This is a genomic window from Kitasatospora sp. NPDC048298, from assembly GCF_043201465.1.
In the GTDB taxonomy this organism is placed as follows: domain Bacteria; phylum Actinomycetota; class Actinomycetes; order Streptomycetales; family Streptomycetaceae; genus Kitasatospora.
On record NZ_JBICYZ010000005.1, the window covers coordinates 93368 to 112102 of the forward strand.

Below are 18735 nucleotides of genomic sequence, written 5' to 3' on the forward strand. Positions count from 1 at the left end.
GCGCAAAGGCCCGACGGACGGCTGTGGTTAGCCGTTCCATCGGGCCCCGTTAAGGCTCCGGAAAGGTCAGGTGTTCATGTTGTTGATCTTGCCTGCCATGATCACGGTTCCGCTGTAGGTCCCGTTGTTGATCGTCTGGTTGTAGGTCTCGTGGACCACCTGCTGGGGCGGCTTCGGTGCGAACTCGTCGAGGATCGCCTGGAGTTCGGCGGCCATGGCCGGGTCGCCGGCCAGCAGTCGGCGCAGCTTCGGCTGCCACTCGCCCTGGGCGCTCTGGATCGCGGACTCGCGGCCGTCCTCCGGCGCCGCGGCCAACTCGGCCTGGGTCTCGTCTAGTTCTTCGGAGATCGACTCCGCCCTGCGGCCGAACATCGCGGCAACGCGCGGCTTCACCCGCTCCCAGGCCGAGGTGACCATGAGGCCGGCCAGGGCGGTCGCGCCCCTCGTGGCAATGTCGGTGAGCTCGGGGTCCATGCTGCTCCCTTGTCGTGCCGTGGTGTCGGCACCACGGTAGGGCAAAGACGGACGAAGCGTCAGAGGAACGTCTTGCCCTCGCCCCGGTACGTCGGCACGGTCCGTACGATCCGGTCGCCCTCGATCAGGTGCAGCTCGGCGAAGCGTTCGCACAGCTCGCCCGCCTTGGCGTGCCGGAACCAGACCCGGTCGCCGATCAGCAGGTCGTCCGCCGCCGAGCCGAGCAGCGGGGTCTGCACCTCCCCGGCGCCCTCCGCCGGGTCGTAGCGCAGCCCGGCCGGCAGGTACGGCACCGGGGAGCGGTCCGGGCCGGCCGCGCCGGAGGCCGGGTAGCCGCCGCCGAGGACGGTCACCACGCCGAGGCCGGGGCGGCGCACCACCGGCTGGCCGAACAGCGCGGCCGGGCGGCCCCGGAAGGCGCGGTAGTTGTCGAAGAGCTGCGGCTGGTACAGCCCGGAGCCGGCGGCCACCTCGGTGACGGCGCGCTCGGCCACGGTGGACTCCACGCTGCCGGTGCCGCCGCCGTTGACGAACTCCAGGTCGGCCACCCGCCGCAGCCGCCGGACCGCCGCCGCGCGCCGCTCGGCCAGCTCCGTCCTGGCCTTGGCCTGCATCAACCGGATCAGCCCGGAGCGCACCGGCCGCCCGGGCACCAGGTCTCCCACCCCGGCGACGTGCCCCTCGTACGCCATCAGGCCGACCACCCGGAAGCCCCGGCGGCGCTGGACGAGCTCGGCGAAGGCGCCGAGGTCCTCGGGGGTGCGCAGCGGCGAGCGGCGGGCGCCGACCCGGACCCGGCCGCCGAGCAGCTGCAGCGAGGTGTCCAGCTCCAGGCAGACCCGCACCTCGGCGTCGCCGCCGCGGGCCTCGTCGATCAGGTCCAGCTGGGCCGGGTCGTCCAGCACGACGGTGATCTCGCGGGCGGCCTGCGGGTCGGCGGTCAGCTCGGCGAAGCCGGCCCGGTCGGCGGAGGGGTAGGCGAGCAGGACGTCGCGGACGCCGGTGCGGGCCAGCCAGAGCGACTCGTCCAGGGTGAAGCTCATCACCCCGAGGAAGCCGTCCGCGGCCAGCGCCCGGTCCAGCAGGGCCCGGCAGCGGATCGACTTGCTGGCCAGCCGGATCGGCTTGCCGCCGGCCCGGCGGACCAGGTCGGCGGCGTTCGCGTCGAACGCGGCGAGGTCCACGACGGCCACCGGCCCGTCCAGGTGGGCGGTGGCGCGGTCGTACCGGAGGCGGTCGGACACCGGGGCGGGTGCGGTCGCGGGCGCGTCGAGGATCACCATGGGCGCAGGGTGCCACAGCGCGCTACCGGTGGGTAGGGGCCGCGTGCAGGGAAATGGGGCCGTCCGCGCGCGGTGGCATAGGGTCGGGCGGGTGGACCGCAAAGACTTCTCCAACCCGGCGTTCGTCGGCAAGAGCATCCCGAACCCCGGCTTCTCCGACGACGACGGCACCGCCGACCCGGCGCTCGCCGAGGCCCTCGCCCGCTGGTCGCAGGACCGCGCGGCCGAGCCGGAGGTGCTGGCGGCGCTGCCCCCCACCCGGCTGATGGTCCCGATCGTCGCGATCCTCGGCGAGGTCGAGGTGAGCCCGGACGGGCACCGGCACGAGAAGACCAGCGACATGGCCGTCCCGGTGCTGGAGGCCCCGGACGGGCGCCGCGCGCTGCCGGCCTTCACGTCACTCGAGGCGCTCACCCGCTGGCGCGCCGACGCCCGCCCGGCGCCGACGGCGGCCCCGCAGGCCGCGATGGTCGCCTACTCGGAGCGCGCCGACACCCTGCTGATCGACCCGGCCGGGCCGGTGCCGTTCCAGCTGAGCGGCGCCCGGCTGCGGGCGCTCGCGGAGAACCGCCCGTTCCTGCCGCCGGTCCGCGACCCGGAGGTGCGCGAGGCGGTCCGTGCGCTGCTGGCGGCCGAGCCGCAGGTGGTCAGCGGGCTGCTGGCGGCCTCGGAGGGCTCGGACGGGGTGCTCGCGGTGGTGTTCGACCCGGCGCTGGATCAGGCCGGGCTGCAGGCGGCCGCGCAGCGGGTCGGGCAGGCGGTGGCCGCCGACCCGGTGCTGCGGGTGCGGCTGGACCGGGGGCTGGACCTCGCGGTGCTGCCGGCGAGCGCGGAGCTGCCGGGGGAGCCGCTCCACAGGCGTTGAGAACGCCGAAGGGAGTACCTACTGGTCCAGTAGGTACTCCCTTCGAGGTCCGGTCTCAGGAGTAGACCGGCCCGGTGAACTTCTCGCCCGGCCCGGCGCCCGGGGCGTCCGGGACGATGGACGCCTCGCGGAAGGCGAGCTGCAGCGAGCGCAGCCCGTCCCGCAGCGGCGCGGCGTGGAAGTTGCTGATCTCCGGGGCGCCGGCGGTGACGAGCCCGGCGAGCGCGGTGATCAGCTTGCGGGCCTCGTCCAGGTCCTTGTCCTTCTCGCCGCCCTCGGCGAGACCGCACTTGACGGCGGCGGCGCTCATCAGGTGCACCGCGACGGTGGTGATCACCTCGACGGCCGGGACCTCGGCGATGTCGCGGGTGAGGTCGTCGAAGCCGATCGCGTCGTCGTCCGCGCCGGGGGTCTGGGTGGGCTCGCTGCTCAAGGGAGGCTCGTTCCTTCGTGCCGTGTGGGTACACGTGGAGCGTACAAGGGCCCCGGAGGGCGCGGACGAGGCAGTGCGCCGGGGCGGAATAGCGTTCGACCCCCCGACGCTGTAAGCTTCGAGACTGACCGGCCGGGATCCCGTATGGGCACTCGGCCAGCAAGTGGAGGCTCCACCGAGGAGGCCCGAGAGGGCAACCGCGAAAGTCTCCCACCTGATCGGCCTCCGGGTCGACGGGTCCCGGTCCGCGACGGGCGCCCCTGGTGCCGAGTCGCCGCAGCGCCCCTCACCGGGCGCAGCCCCCGGTTGTGTGGAGCCCCGCTTGTACCGAGCGGGGCTTTTTTCGTGTGGCGGTGTACGTACCGGACAGCGCAGCACGAATGAAGCCCCGCCCAGTGGTCGAGTCCACTACGTGCGACCGCCGTCCGACGGCCGCATCGCAGAAGGTGCAACCGAGGAGGCCCCATCAGCACCGAGCCCCGCATCAACGACCGGATTCGCGTCCCCGAGGTGCGACTCGTCGGTCCCAGCGGCGAGCAGGTCGGCATCGTGCCGCTTGCCAAGGCGCTGGAGCTCGCGCAGGAGTACGACCTCGACCTGGTCGAGGTCGCGGCGACCGCCCGGCCGCCGGTGTGCAAGCTCATGGACTACGGCAAGTTCAAGTACGAGTCGGCCATGAAGGCCCGTGAGGCGCGCAAGAACCAGGCGCACACGGTCATCAAGGAGATGAAGCTCCGGCCGAAGATCGACCCGCACGACTATGACACCAAGAAGGGTCACGTCGTCCGGTTCCTCAAGCAGGGCGACAAGGTCAAGATCACGATCATGTTCCGCGGTCGTGAGCAGTCCCGCCCCGAGCTGGGCTTCCGTCTGCTTCAGCGGCTCGCCGACGACGTCCAGGACCTGGGCTTCGTCGAGTCCTCGCCCAAGCAGGACGGCCGTAACATGATCATGGTCCTTGGCCCGCACAAGAAGAAGACCGAGGCGATGGCCGAGGCCCGCGCCCTCGCGGACGCCCGCAAGGCCGAGCGTCAGGGCCGCACCGCCGGCTCCGACGCCCCTGAGGACGCCGAGGTCGAGGACGTCGTGACCGAGGACGTCGTGACCGAGGACGCCGTGACCGAGGACGCCGTGACCGAGGCGCAGGACGCCCCGGCCGAGGCGCCGGCCGTCGAGGCCGACGCTCCGGTCGAGCAGCCGGCCGCCTCCCAGGGCGCCTGAGCCTTCACCGGCCAGGAGGGCCCGGGAGACCGGCCCACAGGGTGACGGGGCGGCCCGCCCGGTCACCGCAGATCCATCCAGTTCACGCCCGCGTGGCAAACGCCGCGCGGGCGTGGACGGGACCGACGAGGAGATACGGCGAAATGCCGAAGCAGAAGACGCACAGTGGCGCCAGCAAGCGCTTCAAGATCAGTGGCTCTGGCAAGGTGCTGCGCGAGCGCGCCGGCCGCCGCCACCTCCTGGAGCACAAGCCCTCGACGCTGACCCGCAAGCTGGCCGGGACCGTCGAGCTGGCCCCCGCTGACGCCAAGAAGATCAAGAAGCTTCTCGGCAAGTGATCGCCCTCCCGCCCGGCGCGAGCCGCGAGCGGGGCAGCTGATCCTTCCCGACCCATTCGAATGACGGACCACGTGAAGTAGTCCGTGGTCCAACCCAAGGAGTAATCAAGTGGCACGCGTCAAGCGGGCAGTCAACGCCCACAAGAAGCGCCGGGTCATCCTGGAGCGCGCCAGCGGCTACCGTGGCCAGCGTTCGCGCCTGTACCGCAAGGCCAAGGAGCAGGTCACCCACTCGCTGGTCTACAACTTCAACGACCGCAAGAAGCGCAAGGGCGACTTCCGTCAGCTGTGGATCCAGCGCATCAACGCTGCGGCCCGTGCCAACGGCATCACCTACAACCGCTTCGTGCAGGGCCTGAAGGCCGCCAGCGTCGAGATCGACCGCAAGATGCTGGCCGACCTGGCCGTCAACGACCCGGGTGCGTTCGCCTCCCTGGTCGAGGTCGCCCAGAAGGCGCTGCCGGCCGACGTGAACGCCCCGAAGGCCGCCGCCGACGCCGCCTGATCTTCCGAGATCGGTTGAGCTCTGACCGGACCCGCAGGCTCGCCTGCGGGTCCGGTCCTGCTTTGCCCCCTCCTTCAGCGCCTCCGGAGAACGAGACCATGCCGAGCACCGACACCCCCCTGCTGACCTCCCTGCGCTCGCCGCGCGTCGTGGCCGCCCGCCGGCTGGCCAAGCGCAACCAGCGCACCAAGGAGCGCCGCTTCCTGGCCGAGGGCCCGCAGGCCGTCCGGGAGGCCATCGCCTTCGGCAGGCTGCCGGGCACCGGTGAGCACGCCGTGGTCGAGGTCTACACGACCGTGGAGGCCGCCGAGCGGCACGCCGGCATCGTCGAGGCCGCCCTGGCCGAGGGGCTGCCGGTGCTGACCGCCACCGACGAGGTGATCGCCGGGATCTGCGACACGGTGACCCCGCAGGGCATCGTGGCGCTCTGCCGCTTCATCGACACCCCGTTCGACGAGGTGCTCCGGGCCCGCCCCAAGCTGGTCGCGATCCTCGCCCACGTGCGCGACCCCGGGAACGCCGGCACCGTGCTGCGCACGGCCGACGCGGCCGGCGCGGACGCCGTGGTGCTCACCGACGCCTCGGTGGACCTCTACAACCCGAAGGCCGTCCGGGCCTCCGTGGGCAGCCTGTTCCACCTGCCGGTGGCGGTCGGCGTGCCGGTCGAGGAGGCCGTCGGCAGGCTGCGCGAGGCCGGCGTCCGGGTGCTCGCCGCGGACGGCGCAGGGGAGCGCGACCTGGACCGGGAGCTGGACGAGGGCACCCTGGGCGCGCCAGGCGCATGGGTGTTCGGCAACGAGGCGTGGGGGCTTCCGGAGGAGACCCGCGCGCTCACCGACGAGGTCGTGCGCGTCCCGATCCACGGTCACGCCGAGAGCCTCAACCTGGCCACCGCGGCGGCCGTCTGCCTGTACGCCTCGGCCCGCGCCCAGCGTTCGCCCGGCGGCTGCCGTTCGAACGTCTGACGCACCCCGGGGGCGCGTCCGGATCACCCCCTTGCAAGCCCTACTGCACGGGCTCGGGAGGCGCTAGGGTCTGCCTCTGTGGGGGGAACGGCACGGTGGGTAATCGGGGAGGCAACCCATGGTCGGCAGCGGGCCCGAGCTCGACCCGGACGACCTGCCGGACGGCCTGGTGGTCGCCGACGCGCTGGGCCGGGTGGTCTGCTTCAACCGGGTCGCGGCCCGGCTCACCGGCGTGCTCCCGCAGGCCGCGCTCGGCAGTGAGCTGGAGGACGTCCTCCCGCTGGAGGACCTGGACGGCCGCCGCTGGTGGCAGCTGACCGACCCGTACGGCGGCCTGGCCATCCGCACCCGCCAGCCGGAGCGCAACCTGCTGCTGCCCGGGGGGCGCGAGGTGCTGGTCTCCGCCCGGTACGTGCGCAGCGCGCCGGGCGGGCCGCTGGAGCGCCTGGTGATCGCCCTGCGCGGCACCGAGGCCCGGCGCCGCACCGAGCGCAGCCACGCCGAGCTGATCGCCACCGTGGCGCACGAGCTGCGCTCCCCGCTCACCAGCGTCAAGGGCTTCACGGCGACGTTGCTGGCCAAGTGGGAGCGGTTCACCGACGGGCAGAAGCGGCTGATGCTGGAGACCGTCGACGCCGACGCCGACCGGGTCACCCGGCTGATCGCCGAACTGCTGGACATCTCCCGGATCGACTCCGGCCGCCTGGAGCTGCGCAAGCAGGTGGTCGACCTGGCCGCGGCGGTGCGCCGGCACGTCGAGCGCAAGGTCGCCACCGGCATCCCCGAGGACCGCTTCGACATCCGGATCAGCGAGCCGCTGACCGTCCTGTGGGCCGACCCGGACAAGGTCGACCAGGTGCTCGCCAACCTGCTGGAAAACGCGGTGCGGCACGGTGACGGAACTGTCACCATCGAGGTGGCACCGGCCAAGGAGGTCGTCGAGGCGCCCCTCTGGGAGCGCGACGGCACCCCACCCCGCATCGTGGAGGGCACAGCGGTCACCGTGAGCGACGAAGGCGGCGGGATCCCCGAGGAGTCGGTGCCCCGCGTCTTCACCCGCTTCTGGCGCGGCTCCAAGCGCGGCGGCACCGGCCTGGGCCTCTACATCGTCAAGGGCATCGTGGAAGCCCACGGCGGCTCGATCCGCGTCGACCGGGCCCCGGGCGCCGGCGCCCGGTTCCGATTCATCCTGCCCGCCGGGGTCCCGGACTTCATGCTCTAGGGCTCCGTCGGGGCGGGCTGTGGGGAAGCGGCGCCGAGCGGCGCTACACGCTGCGACTACACTCGACCTTTGGCGTTGACCCCAAGACCTTGAGCACGGACGAGCAGGAGCACGGGAAAGATAGAGATGTCGGCACCCAACAAGTCGTACGACCCGGTCGAGGTCGAGGCCCTCAAGCCCGAGGTGGTGGAGCAGGCGCGGGACGAGGCGATCGCCGCGTTCGCCGCCGCCGGCTCCCTGGACGAGCTGAAGCAGGCCAAGGTCGCCCACACCGGCGACCGCTCCGCGCTCTCGCTCGCGAACCGCGAGATCGGGGCCCTGCCCCCGCACGCCAAGGCGGCCGCCGGAAAGCTGATCGGCCAGGCCCGCGGGGCCGTCAACCAGGCCCTCGCCAAGCGGCAGGCCGAGCTGGAGGCCGAGCGGGACGCCCGCGTGCTGGTCGAGGAGGCGGTGGACGTCACGCTGCCGTACGACCGCGCCCCGCGCGGCGCCCGGCACCCGCTGACCACCATGGCCGAGCGCATCGAGGACACCTTCGTCGCGATGGGCTACCAGGTCGCCGAGGGCCCCGAGGTCGAGGCCGAGTGGCTCAACTTCGACGCCCTCAACCTGGGCCCGGACCACCCGGCCCGCTCGATGCAGGACACCTTCTTCGTCCAGGCCCCGGACGGCTCCGCCGACTCCGGCGTGGTGCTGCGCACCCAGACCTCCCCGGTCCAGGCCCGCACCATGCTCGACCGCGAGCCCCCCATCTACGTGGTCTGCCCGGGCCGGGTCTACCGGACCGACGAGCTGGACGCCACCCACACCCCGGTCTTCCGCCAGGTCGAGGGCCTCGCGGTGGACGAGGGCATCACCTTCGCCGACCTCAAGGGCACCATCGAGGTGCTGGTCGAGAAGCTGATCGGCGGCGGCCTGGAGCTGCGCTGGCGCCCCTCGTACTTCCCGTTCACCGAGCCGAGCGCGGAGATCGACCTCCAGTGCTTCGTGTGCCGCGGCGAGAGCGTCGGCAACCCGGACCGGCCGTGCCGGACCTGCTCCTCCGAGGGCTGGATCGAGCTCGGCGGCTGCGGCGTGGTCAACCCGCGGGTGCTGGTCGCCTGCGGTGTCGACCCCAACCGCTACAGCGGCTTCGCCTTCGGCCTGGGCCTGGAACGGATCCTGATGAATCGTCACAACGTCGCCGACATGCGCGACATGGTCGAGGGTGACGTCCGCTTCACCCTCCCGTTCGGGATGGAGATCTGATGCGCGTCCCGCTTTCCTGGCTGCGCGAGTACGTCGACCTGCCGGCCGGCGAGACCGGTCGTGACGTCGCGGAGCGCCTGGTCCGGGCCGGCCTGGAGGTCGAGACCGTCGAGCAGATCGGCGCGGACCTCAAGGGCCCGCTGGTGGTCGGCGAGGTGCTCTCCATCGAGGAGCTGTCCGGCTTCAAGAAGCCGATCCGGCACTGCTTCGTGAACGTCGGCGACGCCAACGGCACCGGCGAGCCGCAGGAGATCGTCTGCGGTGCGACGAACTTCGCCGTCGGCGACAAGGTCGTCGTCGTGCTCCCGGGCGCCGTGCTGCCCGGCCCGTTCCCGATCGCCGCCCGCAAGACCTACGGCCAGACCTCGGCCGGCATGATCTGCTCCGCCCGCGAGCTGGGCATGGGCGACGACCACAACGGCATCATCGTGCTCCCGCCGGAGTACGAGGCCGGCACCGACGCCATCGAGCTGCTCCAGCTCGTCGACGAGGTGCTCGACATCGCCGTCACCCCGGACCGCGGCTACTGCCTCTCCATGCGCGGCGTGGCCCGTGAGGCCGCCGCCGCGTACGGGCTGCCGCTGGCCGACCCGGCGCTGCTCGACGTGCCGCCGGCGAACTCCTTCGGTTACCTGGTGAAGGTCAACGACCAGGCCGGCTGCGACCGCTTCGTGGCCCGTACGGTCGTCGGTCTCGACCCGAACGCCAAGTCCCCGATCTGGCTCCAGCGCCGGCTGCAGAAGTCGGGCATCCGCCCGATCTCGCTGACCGTCGACATCACCAACTACGTGATGCTGGAGGTCGGCCAGCCGCTGCACGCCTACGACAAGCAGCGCGTGGACGGCCCGATCGTCGTCCGCCGGGCGGCGCAGGGCGAGGCGCTCACCACCCTCGACGGGGTCGAGCGCAAGCTCTCCGCCGAGGACCTGCTGATCTGCGACAACAGCGGCCCGATCGGCCTGGCCGGTGTGATGGGCGGCGCCTCCACCGAGATCCTCGACCCGGCCGCAGGCCCGGGCACCACCGAGGTGATCATCGAGGCGGCGCACTTCGACGCGGTCGCCATCGCCCGCAGCGCCAAGCGGCACAAGCTGCCCTCCGAGGCGTCCAAGCGCTTCGAGCGCGGCGTCGACCCGGAGGCCGCCCGCGCCGCCGCGCAGCGCGCCGTCGACCTGCTGGTCCTGATCGCCGGCGGCACCGCCGAGGCCGGGGTCACCGACATCGCCGCCCCGCACCCGGTGCGCACCATCACCATCGCCGCCGACCTGCCCGACCGGGTGGCCGGCACCGGGTACGGCCGCGAGACCGTCACCCGGCGCCTCCAGGAGGTCGGCTGCTCGGTCTCCGGCGCCGACATCCTGCAGGTCACCCCGCCGACCTGGCGCCCCGACCTCACCGACCCGTACGACCTCGCCGAGGAGGTCATCCGGCTGGAGGGCTACGACAACGTCCCCGCCCGGATGCCGAACGTCCCCCCGGGCAAGGGCCTGACCGAGGCCCAGCGGGTGCACCGCCGGATCGGCGTGGCGCTGGCCGGGGCCGGCTACGTCGAGGTCAACAACTACCCGTTCCTCGGCGAGACCGCCTTCGAGGCGCTCGGCCTGGAGGCGGACGACCGGCGCCGCCGCACGGTGAAGCTGGTCAACCCGCTGAACGACGAGGAGCCGGCGCTGCGCACCACGCTGCTGCCGGGCCTGCTCGGCGCGCTGCGCCGCAACGTCGGCCGGGGCAACACCGACCTGGCGATCTTCGAGACCGGCACCGTCTTCCTGCCCAAGGACGAGCTGAGCGTGGCCCCGCGCCCGGCGGTCGACCACCGGCCCAGCGCCGAGGAACTGGCCGCGCTGGACGCCGCGCTGCCGGACCAGCCGCGCCGCATCGCCGTCGCCCTCGCGGGCGAGCGGCTGCCCTCGGGCTGGTGGGGCAAGGGTGCCCAGGCCTCCTGGGCGGACGCCGTCGAGGCGGCCCGCACGGTGGCCCGGGCGGCCGGCATCGAGCTGGCCGTCCGCCAGGGCCAGCTCGCGCCGTGGCACCCGGGCCGCTGCGCCGAGCTGCTGGTGGCGGGCACCGACCGGGTGGTCGGCCACGCCGGTGAGCTGCACCCGCGGGTCGTCAAGGCGCTCGGGCTGCCGGCCCGCACCGCCGCGATGGAGCTCGACATCGACCTGCTCACCGCCGACGGCGCCGAGCGGGTCGGCGGCCCGACCGTCTCCGGCTTCCCGGTGGCGACCCAGGACGTCGCGCTGATCGTCGACACCGCCGTTCCGGCGGCCGAGGTCGAGGCCGCGCTGCGTGCCGGCGCGGGCGAACTGCTGGAGGCCATCCGGCTGTTCGACGTGTTCACCGGCGAGCAGGTCGGCGAGGGCAAGAAGTCGCTGGCGTACGCGCTGCGGTTCCGCGCGGTCGACCGCACCCTGACCGCCGACGAGGCCACCGCCGCCCGTGAGGCGGCCGTCGCCGAGGCCGTCGCCCGCACCGGCGCGGTGCTGCGCGGCGCCTGACGCGGCAGCCGGCGCGTCAGCGCCCGAGGAGGGCCCCGTCCCGGACCACGAGTCCGGGGCGGGGCCCTCTCCGTTTCCCGCCGCCTCCTCCGCGGAGTTGACGGCACCTCAGTCCGTCGTTTATCTCTTTACCTATGGAAGTAGATAAAGACGCCGACCGGCCCTCCCCGATCGAGTTCCGTCTGGACCCGGCCTCCGGTGTCCCGACCTACCTGCAGCTCGTGCAGCAGGTCGAACAGGCGCTGCGGATGGGCTGGTTGACCGAGGGGGACCGGCTGCCCCGGGTGCGCGAGGTGGTGGCCGGCCTCGCGATCAACCCGAACACGGTGCTCAAGGCGTACCGCGAGCTGGAGCACCGCGGCCTCGCGGCCGGCCGCCGGGGCCAGGGCACCTTCGTACGGGGCCTGCCCGCCGGGGTGGTGCCGCTGCGCGAGCGGACCGCGCTGCGCCGGGGGCTGCTGGACTGGATGTGCTCGGCGCGGACCGCCGGGCTGGACGAGGAGGGGATGGCCGCGGTGTTCGAGGACGCGCTGCGCGACCTGCGCGAGGGCCGGGACGGGGTGGTGGCCTGATGGCCGTGGACACGGTGATCGACTGCGCCGGGCTCGGCAAGCGCTACCGCCGATCCTGGGCGCTGCGGGACTGCCGGCTCGCCGTCCCCGCCGGGCACGTGGTGGCCCTGGTCGGCCCGAACGGCGCCGGCAAGACCACGATGCTCGGCCTGGCCGCCGGACTGGCCCTGCCGAGCGAGGGCGCGCTGACCGTCCTCGGCGACCAACTGCCCGGCTCGCCGCGCGCGTTGGACCGGATCGGCTTCGTCGCCCAGAACGCCGCGCTCTACCCCGGCCTGCGGGTGCGCGACCTGCTGGCGATGGGCCGACACCTCAACCGCCGCTGGGACGAGGCCCGGGCCCGTACCCACCTGGACGGCCTCGGCATCCCGCTGGACCGCAGGTACGGCCGGCTCTCCGGCGGCCAGCAGGCCCAGGTCTCGCTCGCCCTGGCCCTCGCCAAGCGACCCGAACTCCTGCTGCTGGACGAGCCGTTGGCGTCCCTCGACCCACTCGCCCGGCACGACTTCATGGCCGTGCTGCTGACCGCGGTGGCCGAGGACGGGATGTCGGTGGTGTTCTCCTCGCACGCCGTCAACGAGCTGGAGCAGAGCTGCGACTACCTGGTGGTGCTCGGCGGCGGCCGGGTCCAGGTGGCGGGGGAGGTGGACGACCTGCTGGCCGGCCACCGGATGCTGACCGGCCCGACCGCGGAGGCCGACACGGTCGCGCGGCGGCTGCCGGTGGTCCGCGACCGCCGGGCCGGCGTCCAGTCCCACCTGCTGGTGCGCACCGGCGGCCCGGACGCTCCGGTCTCCGGCTCCTGGCGCCAACAGCGCATCGGACTGGAGGAGTTGGTGATCTCCTACCTGCGCGAACCGGCCGCCTCCGCGCTCCCCGGCCCGCGCGGGGCCGTCCCGTCGAACGAGAAGGTGCTGCTGCCGTGAGCTCCCTGTCCCTCGCACCGCCCCGCTCCGCCGTCCTGCGGGCGGCCGTGCTGCGCCACCGGCCCGCGCTGCGGACCCTGCTGGGTGTCCTCGCCGGGTTCCTCGTCCTGCTGGGCGTCACCGGGTACTACATCCACGCAGGGCTGGACCGCTCCGGTGCGGCCGGGTGCGACATGGCGCTGCGGACCTGCAACGAGCGGTGGAAGGAGTTCCTGCGCGGGTCCGGCCCCGAGCTGATGGTCGGTGGGAATGTGACGTACTTCCTCGGGGGCGCCCTCGGGGCGTTCGTCGGATCCCCGCTGCTGGCCCGGGAGTTCGAGCACGGCACGGTCCGCTTCGCGTGGACCCAGGGGGCCGGGCGCACCCGCTGGACGGTCGGCGGGCTGGTGGTCGGCGGCAGTGCGCTGGCCGTCGCGACGGCCCTGGTGGCGGCGGCGCTCAGCTGGTGGATCGAACCGATGGCGGTCCACGGGGGGCGGTTCACTCCGTTGGTGTTCACCAGTGCCCCGCCCGCGCTGGTCGGACGGGTACTGCTGGTCTTCGCGCTTTCCGCGCTCGCCGGGGTGGTGCTGCGGCGGACGGTGGTGGCGCTGGGGATCGGGGTGGTGGCCTCGGTGGTGACCACCCTGGTGGCCGAGTCGCTGCGTTTCCACTACCGCGCACCGCTCGAGGACACCCTGCACACGCTCGCCCAGACCTCGCTGGACCACCGCTGGGAGGGTGGCATCTGGGTCACCGACCCGGCGGGGAACCGACTCGACCTCGGCCGGCTCTACGACCTGGGCGGCGACTACTACGGAGCTCAGAAGCTGCTGAGCGAGGGCGGCTATTCGCTGCACGAGTCCTACCAGCCGGACAGCCGCTACTGGACGTTCCAGTTCATCGAGTTCGGCTGGATGACCCTGCTCGCCGTGGCCCTGTGCGCGGCGGCGGTCTGGTGGGTGCGGCGCAGGGCGTTCTGACCCGGTGTCCGGTCGACGGCTGCGACCTGCGGCTTCGAACTTTCCTTGAAGAGGTTCCGTCAAAACCCTTGCGGGAGTGCGGTCGGACGGCTTTCCTACTTCTCGTTAGGAAAGTTTCCTAACCCCCCGAGGAATCGGAGCGTCCCCATGCGCCCTCAGCCCCGTCGTGCCCTCCGCATCGCCCTCGCCGCCGCCCTGGTGGCCGCGCCGCTCACCGTCGCGGCCACCTCGGCGGCCCAGGCCGCCCCGTCGCCGGCCGCCGCCGTCCAGCTCAAGGGGGTCGGGCTGGACGACCCGCACAAGAAGGACATCGCCATGCAGCTGGTGTCCAGCGCGGAGAACTCGTCGCTGGACTGGAAGGCCCAGTACAAGTACATCGAGGACATCAAGGACGGCCGCGGCTACACCGCCGGCATCATCGGCTTCTGCTCCGGCACCGGTGACATGCTGGAGCTGGTCCAGCACTACACCGACCTCAAGCCCGGCAACGTCCTGGCCAAGTACCTGCCGGCCCTGAAGAAGGTCAACGGCACCGAATCGCACGCCGGCCTCGGCTCCGCGTTCGAGAAGGACTGGGCCACCGCCGCCAAGGACACCGTCTTCCAGCAGGCCCAGAACGACGAGCGCGACCGGGTGTACTTCAACCCCGCCGTCAAGCAGGCCAAGAGCGACGGCCTGCGCGCGCTCGGCCAATTCGCCTACTACGACGCCATCGTCATGCACGGCCCGGGCAACAGCTCGGACAGCTTCGGCGGCATCCGCGCCGCCGCGATGAAGAAGGCCAAGACCCCCGCTCAGGGCGGCGACGAGGCCACCTACCTCAAGGCCTTCCTGGACGCCCGCAAGGTGGTCATGAAGAAGGAGGAGGCACACTCCGACACCAGCCGGGTGGACACCGAGCAGCTGGTCTTCCTCAACGCCAAGAACTTCGACCTCAACCCGCCGCTGAAGTGGAAGGTCTACGGCGACAGCTACGCCATCAACAGCTGACGCCACGCCGAGCACGAGGGCCCGGCGGCCGGTTCACGGCCGCCGGGCCCCGTCGTCCGGGAGCGCCGGGGGTGTCAGGCGCTCGCGGTGTAGTCGTAGAAGCCCCGGCCGGACTTGCGGCCCAGCAGGCCCGCGTCCACCATCCGGGAGAGCAGCGGGGGAGCGGCGTACAGCGGCTCCTTGTACTCGTCGTACATCGACTCGGCGATCGAGACGATGGTGTCCAGGCCGATCAGGTCGCACAGCCGCAGCGGGCCCATCGGGTGGGCGCAGCCGGCCTCCATGCCCTTGTCGATGTCAGAGGCGGTGGCCACGCCCGACTCGAACATCCGCACCGCGGACAGCAGGTACGGCACCAGCAGCGCGTTGACCACGAAGCCGGCCCGGTCACGGGCGCGGATCGGCTCCTTGCCGAGCACCTGGGAGGCGAAGGCCTCCACCCGCTCGGTGGTGGTCGCCGAGGTGGTCAGCGTGGGGATGACCTCGACCAGCTTCTGCACCGGCGCCGGGTTGAAGAAGTGCAGGCCGATCACCTGCTCCGGGCGGGTGGTGGCGGCGGCCAGCTTCACGATCGGGATCGAGGAGGTGTTGGAGGCGAGGATCGCGTCGCGGCGCTCGATCACCCGGTCCAGGGTCTCGAAGATCCCGACCTTGATGTCCTCGCGCTCGGCGACGGCCTCGACCACCAGGTCGCGGTCGGCGAAGTCGGACAGGTCGACGGTGAAGGACAGCCGGGCCAGCGCCTCGTCCCGCTGCTCGGGCGTCAGCTTGCCCCGCTTGACCGCCGTGTCCAGGGAGTTGATCAGCCGGGTGCGGCCGAACTCCAGCGCCTCACCGCTGGCCTCCGACACCAGGACGTCCAGCCCGGCCCGGGCGAAGACCTCCGCGATGCCCGACCCCATCAGGCCGCAGCCGATCACTCCGACGCGCGCGATGTCACTCACTCAGTTGCCCTTCGACGGTGCTGGGGGTCGCCCAGCTACGGGTGGCCCAGCGAGCTGCTGGACGACGGGCCGGTGAACCGGAATGGGTGCACCGGTCACCGCCCCGACGACGTTACTACTCCGTACCGGCCAGTAGGTCACCCCCTCCCCGGCCGGGTGCCACCGCCGGGAATCCCCCGAACGGGTGAGGCGGGGGCCCCGGTCCCGTGTGCCCGGGGCCGGTTCCGCCGGTCGGCCGACAGAATGCCGCAGACGGGGGCCGGGGCCGAAGCGGACAGGGCCGGGGGCACGAAGGGAGCACAGCGTGTCGACGGGATCGCTCGCAGGACAGGTCGCCCTGATCACCGGCGCCGGCCGGGGCATCGGCCGGGAACTCGCCATCGGCCTGGCCGCCGAGGGGACGTCCGTCGGCCTGGTCGGCCGCACCCACGAGACCCTGACCGACACCCTCAAGGAGTGCGTCAAGCGCGGCTCCCGGGGCGTCGCCGTGACCGCCGACGTCACCCGCCCGGGCTCGGTGCGCGAGGCGGTCCGGGTGATCGAGCGCGACCTCGGGCCGACCACCCTGCTGATCAACAACGCCGGCCTGGTCGACCGCGCCGAGGTGCCGCTCTGGGAGACCGACGCCAACCAGTGGTGGCAGGTGATCGAGACCAACCTGCGCGGTCCCTACAACCTGCTGCGCTGCGTGCTGCCCGGCATGGTCGCCCGCCGGCGCGGCCGGGTGGTCAACCTCAACTCGGGCTTCGCGCTGCGCCCGGACGGCAACTACACGGCGTACGCCACCTCCAAGGGCGCGCTGCTCCAGCTCTCCGACAACATGGCGGACTCGCTCGCCCGCAACGGCATCGTGGTCCTCGACATCAGCCCGGGCGCGGTGGCCACCGACATGACCGCCGGGATGCCGATGTTCCGGGACACCACGGCCTGGGGCTCCATCCCGTACATGGTGGCCGTCATCGTGGACGCCGCCCGCGGCCGCTTCGACGGGCTGCACGGCCGGTTCATCCACGCCGGCCGGGACGACCTGGAGGAGCTGGTCAACCGGGCCGAGGCGATCCGCGTCGCGGACGCCCGCACGCTGCGGCTGCGCCCGTACAAGGACGACGACCCGATGGTCTGACCGGGTGTCCGGGCCGGAGCGTCCGGATGCCCGGGCCGGGGCCGGGGGTCAGGCGCAGAGCTGGCTGGCGGTCACCGGCTTGAGCCCCGCCTTGGCCAGGCCGTCCAGGATCGCGGGCAGCGCGTCCACCGTGCACTGGTGCCCCATGTGCAGTGCCACCACCGAGCCGCCGCGCGCCGAGTTCAGTACCCGGCGCTGCAGCTCGGCGGCCGAGGGGTCGTTGTAGTCGCGCGGGTCCACGTCGAAGGACAGCACGTGCTCGTACCCGACCGCCTTGGCCTGCTCGCGCACCATCGGGGTGGCGTACTGCGCGGCGGAGGGGCGGAACCAGCGGCCGATCGAGCCGGTGAGCTTCTGCAGGCGCTCCGCGCACTGGGCGATCTCGGCACGGGCCTGCTCCGGTGTCATGGCCGAGATGTTGAGGTGGTTCTGGGTGTGGTTGCCCAGCTCGTGGCCGCCGTCCAGGATCCGCCGGGCCATCTGCGGCTGCTGGTCGAGCCAGCTGCCGACGACCATCACGGTCAGCCTGGCGCCGCGCTGCTCGGCGACCTCCAGCAGCGCGGTGGCCAGCTTCGGGTCGCCGCTGCCGTGGAAGGTGAGCGCCACGTTCCTGCCGGTGCGCGGCCCGTACGCGACCTCGACCGGGGTACCCGGCGCGAGCGGCGGCAGCACCGGCGGGGCCGGCGGGGTGGAGGGCTGGGCGGCGGCGGTCGGCTCGCCGTCGGGCCCGGCTTCCGCCGGGTCGGCGGGCGTGGCGGAGGCCGGGCCCTCGCCGCCGCTCCAGGCCGGGTCGGTGGTGTGCTGCGGGTCCACGGTGCCGGGGTGCGCGGCCAGCGCCCCCGGGTCGGCCCGGCGGAGGTTCCCGGTGCCGCAGGCGGTGAGCAGGCTGCCCGCGGCGGCGAGGGCGGCGAGGCGGACGGTGGAGCGCAGTACGGTGCGGCGGTCGGCAGTCATCGGCAGCCAGCATAGAGAGGACGGCTCCGGCGGGCGATCCGGTCCGTCCGGTCGGCCGGACCGGCCTTGACGTGCACACACTCTGTCACCGGCAGTTGCGTAAACCTGAACTCCCGCTGTTTCCGCGCCGTGTCCTTGGATACGATCACCGCGCACCGCGTGTTGACAGGCGGTGGCCAAACTCTTCCGGTATTGCGCATTGGGGGCGGACAGGATGTACGAGGACGGCGCGGCGACCGGCCGGGGCACGGACACCGAGTGGGACTGGGCCAGAACCGACGACTGGCAGCCGCCGAGCGAGCTGGACACCGGCGTCCCGCACACCGCCCGGATGTACGACTACTACCTCGGCGGCAAGGACAACTTCGAGGCCGACCGCAAGGCCGCCCAGGCCGCGATAGCCGCCTACCCCGCGCTGCCGCTGCTGGCCCGCACCAACCGGCAGTTCCTCGGCCGCGCCGTGGAGTTCGTGGCGGGCCGGGGCGTGCGCCAGTTCGTCGACATCGGCACCGGCATCCCGGCCGTCGGCTCCACCAGCGAGGTCGCCCAGCGGGTCGCCCCGGACGCCCGGGTGGTGTACGTGGACAACGACCCGATCGTCGCCACCCACGCCCGCGCCCTGCTGGCGAGCCACCCCGCCGGGCACACCTCGGTGATCGAGGCCGACCTGCGGGACCCGGCCGCGATCCTCGGCCACCCCGCGCTGGCCGGCGCCGTCGACCTCTCCCAGCCGGTCGCGCTGATGCTCGTCGCCGTGCTGCACTTCATCCGGGACGAGGAGGGCGCCCAGCAGGTCGTCCACACCCTGCGCGACGCGCTCGCCCCCGGCAGCGCGCTGATCCTCTCCCACGGCAGCCCGGACTTCGCCTCCCGCGAGAGCGCCTCCGAGGGCACCCGCATCTACCGCAGCGCCAGCGCCCCGCTCGTGCTGCGCCCCCGCGCCGGCGTCGAGCCCTTCTTCGGCGACTTCGAGTTCGCCGGCCCCGGGCTCGTCCAGCTCCCGCTCTGGCGCCCCACCGCGGGCCACGTCCCCACCACCGAACTCCCCGAGGGCTGGCAGGACGTGTCGGCGTACGCCGGCGTCGCCTTCAAGAAGTGACCTCAACCGGCCTCCGGTAGTTCTCGGTCGTCCGCTCAGGTCCGGTCCCGGCGCCCCCCTCCTACGCCGGGACCGGACCGTCGAAGCCTACGGACCCCCACTGACAGTCC

The 18735-nt window shown here is 73.0% G+C and carries 19 protein-coding genes; 14 read left to right on the forward strand and 5 right to left on the reverse strand.

All coding sequences use genetic code 11. The features are described 5' to 3' along the window. Positions 1–66: 66 nt before the first annotated feature. Together ACGF0D_RS06050 and ACGF0D_RS06055 are read right to left on the reverse strand one after the other, a co-directional pair. The gene (locus ACGF0D_RS06050; protein ID WP_392914132.1) at positions 67–474 is read right to left on the reverse strand and encodes a hypothetical protein; all 408 of its coding nucleotides are present in this window, start codon (positions 472–474) and stop codon (positions 67–69) included. A gap of 59 nt (positions 475–533) precedes the next feature. Further along, positions 534–1757 carry an amino acid deaminase/aldolase gene (locus ACGF0D_RS06055; protein ID WP_392914133.1) on the reverse strand — a complete coding sequence of 408 codons (1224 nt, stop codon included), beginning with the start codon at positions 1755–1757 and terminating at the stop codon, positions 534–536. 91 nt (positions 1758–1848) lie between these two features. On the opposite strand from ACGF0D_RS06055, the gene ACGF0D_RS06060 reads away from it, so the two are divergent. Further along, positions 1849–2622 (forward strand): SseB family protein, encoded by a 774-nt coding sequence (locus ACGF0D_RS06060; protein ID WP_392914134.1) that lies wholly within the window; start codon positions 1849–1851, stop codon positions 2620–2622. Between the two features lie 55 nt (positions 2623–2677). On the opposite strand, the gene ACGF0D_RS06065 is transcribed toward ACGF0D_RS06060, so the two are convergent. Next, positions 2678–3055, reverse strand: coding sequence for a DUF1844 domain-containing protein (locus ACGF0D_RS06065; protein ID WP_224281591.1), 378 nt, complete (start codon positions 3053–3055; stop codon positions 2678–2680). Positions 3056–3520: 465 nt separating this feature from the next. Between ACGF0D_RS06065 and infC the strand changes: the two genes are divergently transcribed. The 11 genes from infC to ACGF0D_RS06120 all read left to right on the forward strand — a co-directional run bounded on the left by infC (position 3521) and on the right by ACGF0D_RS06120 (position 14505). Next, positions 3521–4276, forward strand: a complete 756-nt coding sequence (infC, locus tag ACGF0D_RS06070; RefSeq protein ID WP_392875759.1) for a translation initiation factor IF-3 — start codon at positions 3521–3523, stop codon at positions 4274–4276. A gap of 143 nt (positions 4277–4419) precedes the next feature. Then, on the forward strand, positions 4420–4614 hold the full coding sequence (gene rpmI / locus ACGF0D_RS06075) for a 50S ribosomal protein L35 (protein WP_030055648.1): 195 nt from the start codon (positions 4420–4422) through the stop codon (positions 4612–4614). A gap of 109 nt (positions 4615–4723) precedes the next feature. Next, positions 4724–5119, forward strand: a complete 396-nt coding sequence (gene rplT / locus ACGF0D_RS06080; protein WP_030055649.1) for a 50S ribosomal protein L20 — start codon at positions 4724–4726, stop codon at positions 5117–5119. A 98-nt stretch (positions 5120–5217) separates the two neighbouring features. Next, positions 5218–6084, forward strand: a complete 867-nt coding sequence (locus ACGF0D_RS06085) for a TrmH family RNA methyltransferase (protein WP_392874526.1) — start codon at positions 5218–5220, stop codon at positions 6082–6084. A 118-nt stretch (positions 6085–6202) separates the two neighbouring features. Further along, complete coding sequence (locus ACGF0D_RS06090) at positions 6203–7306, forward strand: ATP-binding protein (protein WP_392874529.1); 1104 nt, start codon at positions 6203–6205, stop codon at positions 7304–7306. Positions 7307–7432: 126 nt separating this feature from the next. Continuing rightward, positions 7433–8554, forward strand: a complete 1122-nt coding sequence (gene pheS / locus ACGF0D_RS06095; RefSeq protein WP_316520288.1) for a phenylalanine--tRNA ligase subunit alpha — start codon at positions 7433–7435, stop codon at positions 8552–8554. Continuing rightward, positions 8554–11055 carry a phenylalanine--tRNA ligase subunit beta gene (gene pheT, locus ACGF0D_RS06100; protein ID WP_392874533.1) on the forward strand — a complete coding sequence of 834 codons (2502 nt, stop codon included), beginning with the start codon at positions 8554–8556 and terminating at the stop codon, positions 11053–11055. The genes pheS and pheT overlap by 1 nt, the downstream gene beginning before the upstream one ends. Before the next feature lie 134 nt (positions 11056–11189). After that, entirely contained in the window at positions 11190–11627 is a 438-nt protein-coding gene (locus tag ACGF0D_RS06105; protein WP_392914135.1) for a GntR family transcriptional regulator, read from the forward strand. Further along, positions 11627–12553, forward strand: a complete 927-nt coding sequence (locus ACGF0D_RS06110) for an ATP-binding cassette domain-containing protein (protein WP_392914136.1) — start codon at positions 11627–11629, stop codon at positions 12551–12553. The genes ACGF0D_RS06105 and ACGF0D_RS06110 overlap by 1 nt, the downstream gene beginning before the upstream one ends. After that, positions 12550–13515, forward strand: a complete 966-nt coding sequence (locus tag ACGF0D_RS06115) for an ABC transporter permease subunit (RefSeq protein WP_392874542.1) — start codon at positions 12550–12552, stop codon at positions 13513–13515. Before ACGF0D_RS06110 ends, ACGF0D_RS06115 begins: the two co-directional genes overlap by 4 nt. Before the next feature lie 147 nt (positions 13516–13662). Then, positions 13663–14505 (forward strand): chitosanase, encoded by an 843-nt coding sequence (locus ACGF0D_RS06120; RefSeq protein ID WP_392874544.1) that lies wholly within the window; start codon positions 13663–13665, stop codon positions 14503–14505. A gap of 74 nt (positions 14506–14579) precedes the next feature. Here ACGF0D_RS06120 and ACGF0D_RS06125 read toward each other — a convergent pair whose 3' ends face one another. Beyond that, positions 14580–15449 (reverse strand): 3-hydroxybutyryl-CoA dehydrogenase, encoded by an 870-nt coding sequence (locus ACGF0D_RS06125; RefSeq protein ID WP_392914137.1) that lies wholly within the window; start codon positions 15447–15449, stop codon positions 14580–14582. 304 nt (positions 15450–15753) lie between these two features. On the opposite strand from ACGF0D_RS06125, the gene ACGF0D_RS06130 reads away from it, so the two are divergent. Next, complete coding sequence (locus ACGF0D_RS06130) at positions 15754–16572, forward strand: SDR family NAD(P)-dependent oxidoreductase (RefSeq protein ID WP_392874549.1); 819 nt, start codon at positions 15754–15756, stop codon at positions 16570–16572. 48 nt (positions 16573–16620) lie between these two features. On the opposite strand, the gene ACGF0D_RS06135 is transcribed toward ACGF0D_RS06130, so the two are convergent. Beyond that, the gene (locus tag ACGF0D_RS06135) at positions 16621–17526 is read right to left on the reverse strand and encodes a polysaccharide deacetylase family protein (RefSeq protein WP_392914138.1); all 906 of its coding nucleotides are present in this window, start codon (positions 17524–17526) and stop codon (positions 16621–16623) included. Between the two features lie 214 nt (positions 17527–17740). Between ACGF0D_RS06135 and ACGF0D_RS06140 the strand changes: the two genes are divergently transcribed. Continuing rightward, complete coding sequence (locus ACGF0D_RS06140; RefSeq protein WP_392914139.1) at positions 17741–18625, forward strand: SAM-dependent methyltransferase; 885 nt, start codon at positions 17741–17743, stop codon at positions 18623–18625. The last annotated feature ends 110 nt before the right edge of the window (positions 18626–18735 follow it).

Bases quoted from the DNA above. Each gene is read 5' to 3' on its own strand.
- ACGF0D_RS06050 (WP_392914132.1), bottom strand. From the start codon at position 474: ATGGACCCCGAGCTCACCGACATTGCCACGAGGGGCGCGACCGCCCTG.
- ACGF0D_RS06055 (WP_392914133.1), bottom strand. From the start codon at position 1,757: ATGGTGATCCTCGACGCGCCCGCGACCGCACCCGCCCCGGTGTCCGAC.
- rpmI (WP_030055648.1), top strand. From the start codon at position 4,420: ATGCCGAAGCAGAAGACGCACAGTGGCGCCAGCAAGCGCTTCAAGATC.
- ACGF0D_RS06085 (WP_392874526.1), top strand. From the start codon at position 5,218: ATGCCGAGCACCGACACCCCCCTGCTGACCTCCCTGCGCTCGCCGCGC.
- ACGF0D_RS06090 (WP_392874529.1), top strand. From the start codon at position 6,203: ATGGTCGGCAGCGGGCCCGAGCTCGACCCGGACGACCTGCCGGACGGC.
- pheS (WP_316520288.1), top strand. From the start codon at position 7,433: ATGTCGGCACCCAACAAGTCGTACGACCCGGTCGAGGTCGAGGCCCTC.
- pheT (WP_392874533.1), top strand. From the start codon at position 8,554: ATGCGCGTCCCGCTTTCCTGGCTGCGCGAGTACGTCGACCTGCCGGCC.
- ACGF0D_RS06105 (WP_392914135.1), top strand. From the start codon at position 11,190: ATGGAAGTAGATAAAGACGCCGACCGGCCCTCCCCGATCGAGTTCCGT.
- ACGF0D_RS06110 (WP_392914136.1), top strand. From the start codon at position 11,627: ATGGCCGTGGACACGGTGATCGACTGCGCCGGGCTCGGCAAGCGCTAC.
- ACGF0D_RS06120 (WP_392874544.1), top strand. From the start codon at position 13,663: ATGCGCCCTCAGCCCCGTCGTGCCCTCCGCATCGCCCTCGCCGCCGCC.
- ACGF0D_RS06135 (WP_392914138.1), bottom strand. From the start codon at position 17,526: ATGACTGCCGACCGCCGCACCGTACTGCGCTCCACCGTCCGCCTCGCC.
- ACGF0D_RS06140 (WP_392914139.1), top strand. From the start codon at position 17,741: ATGTACGAGGACGGCGCGGCGACCGGCCGGGGCACGGACACCGAGTGG.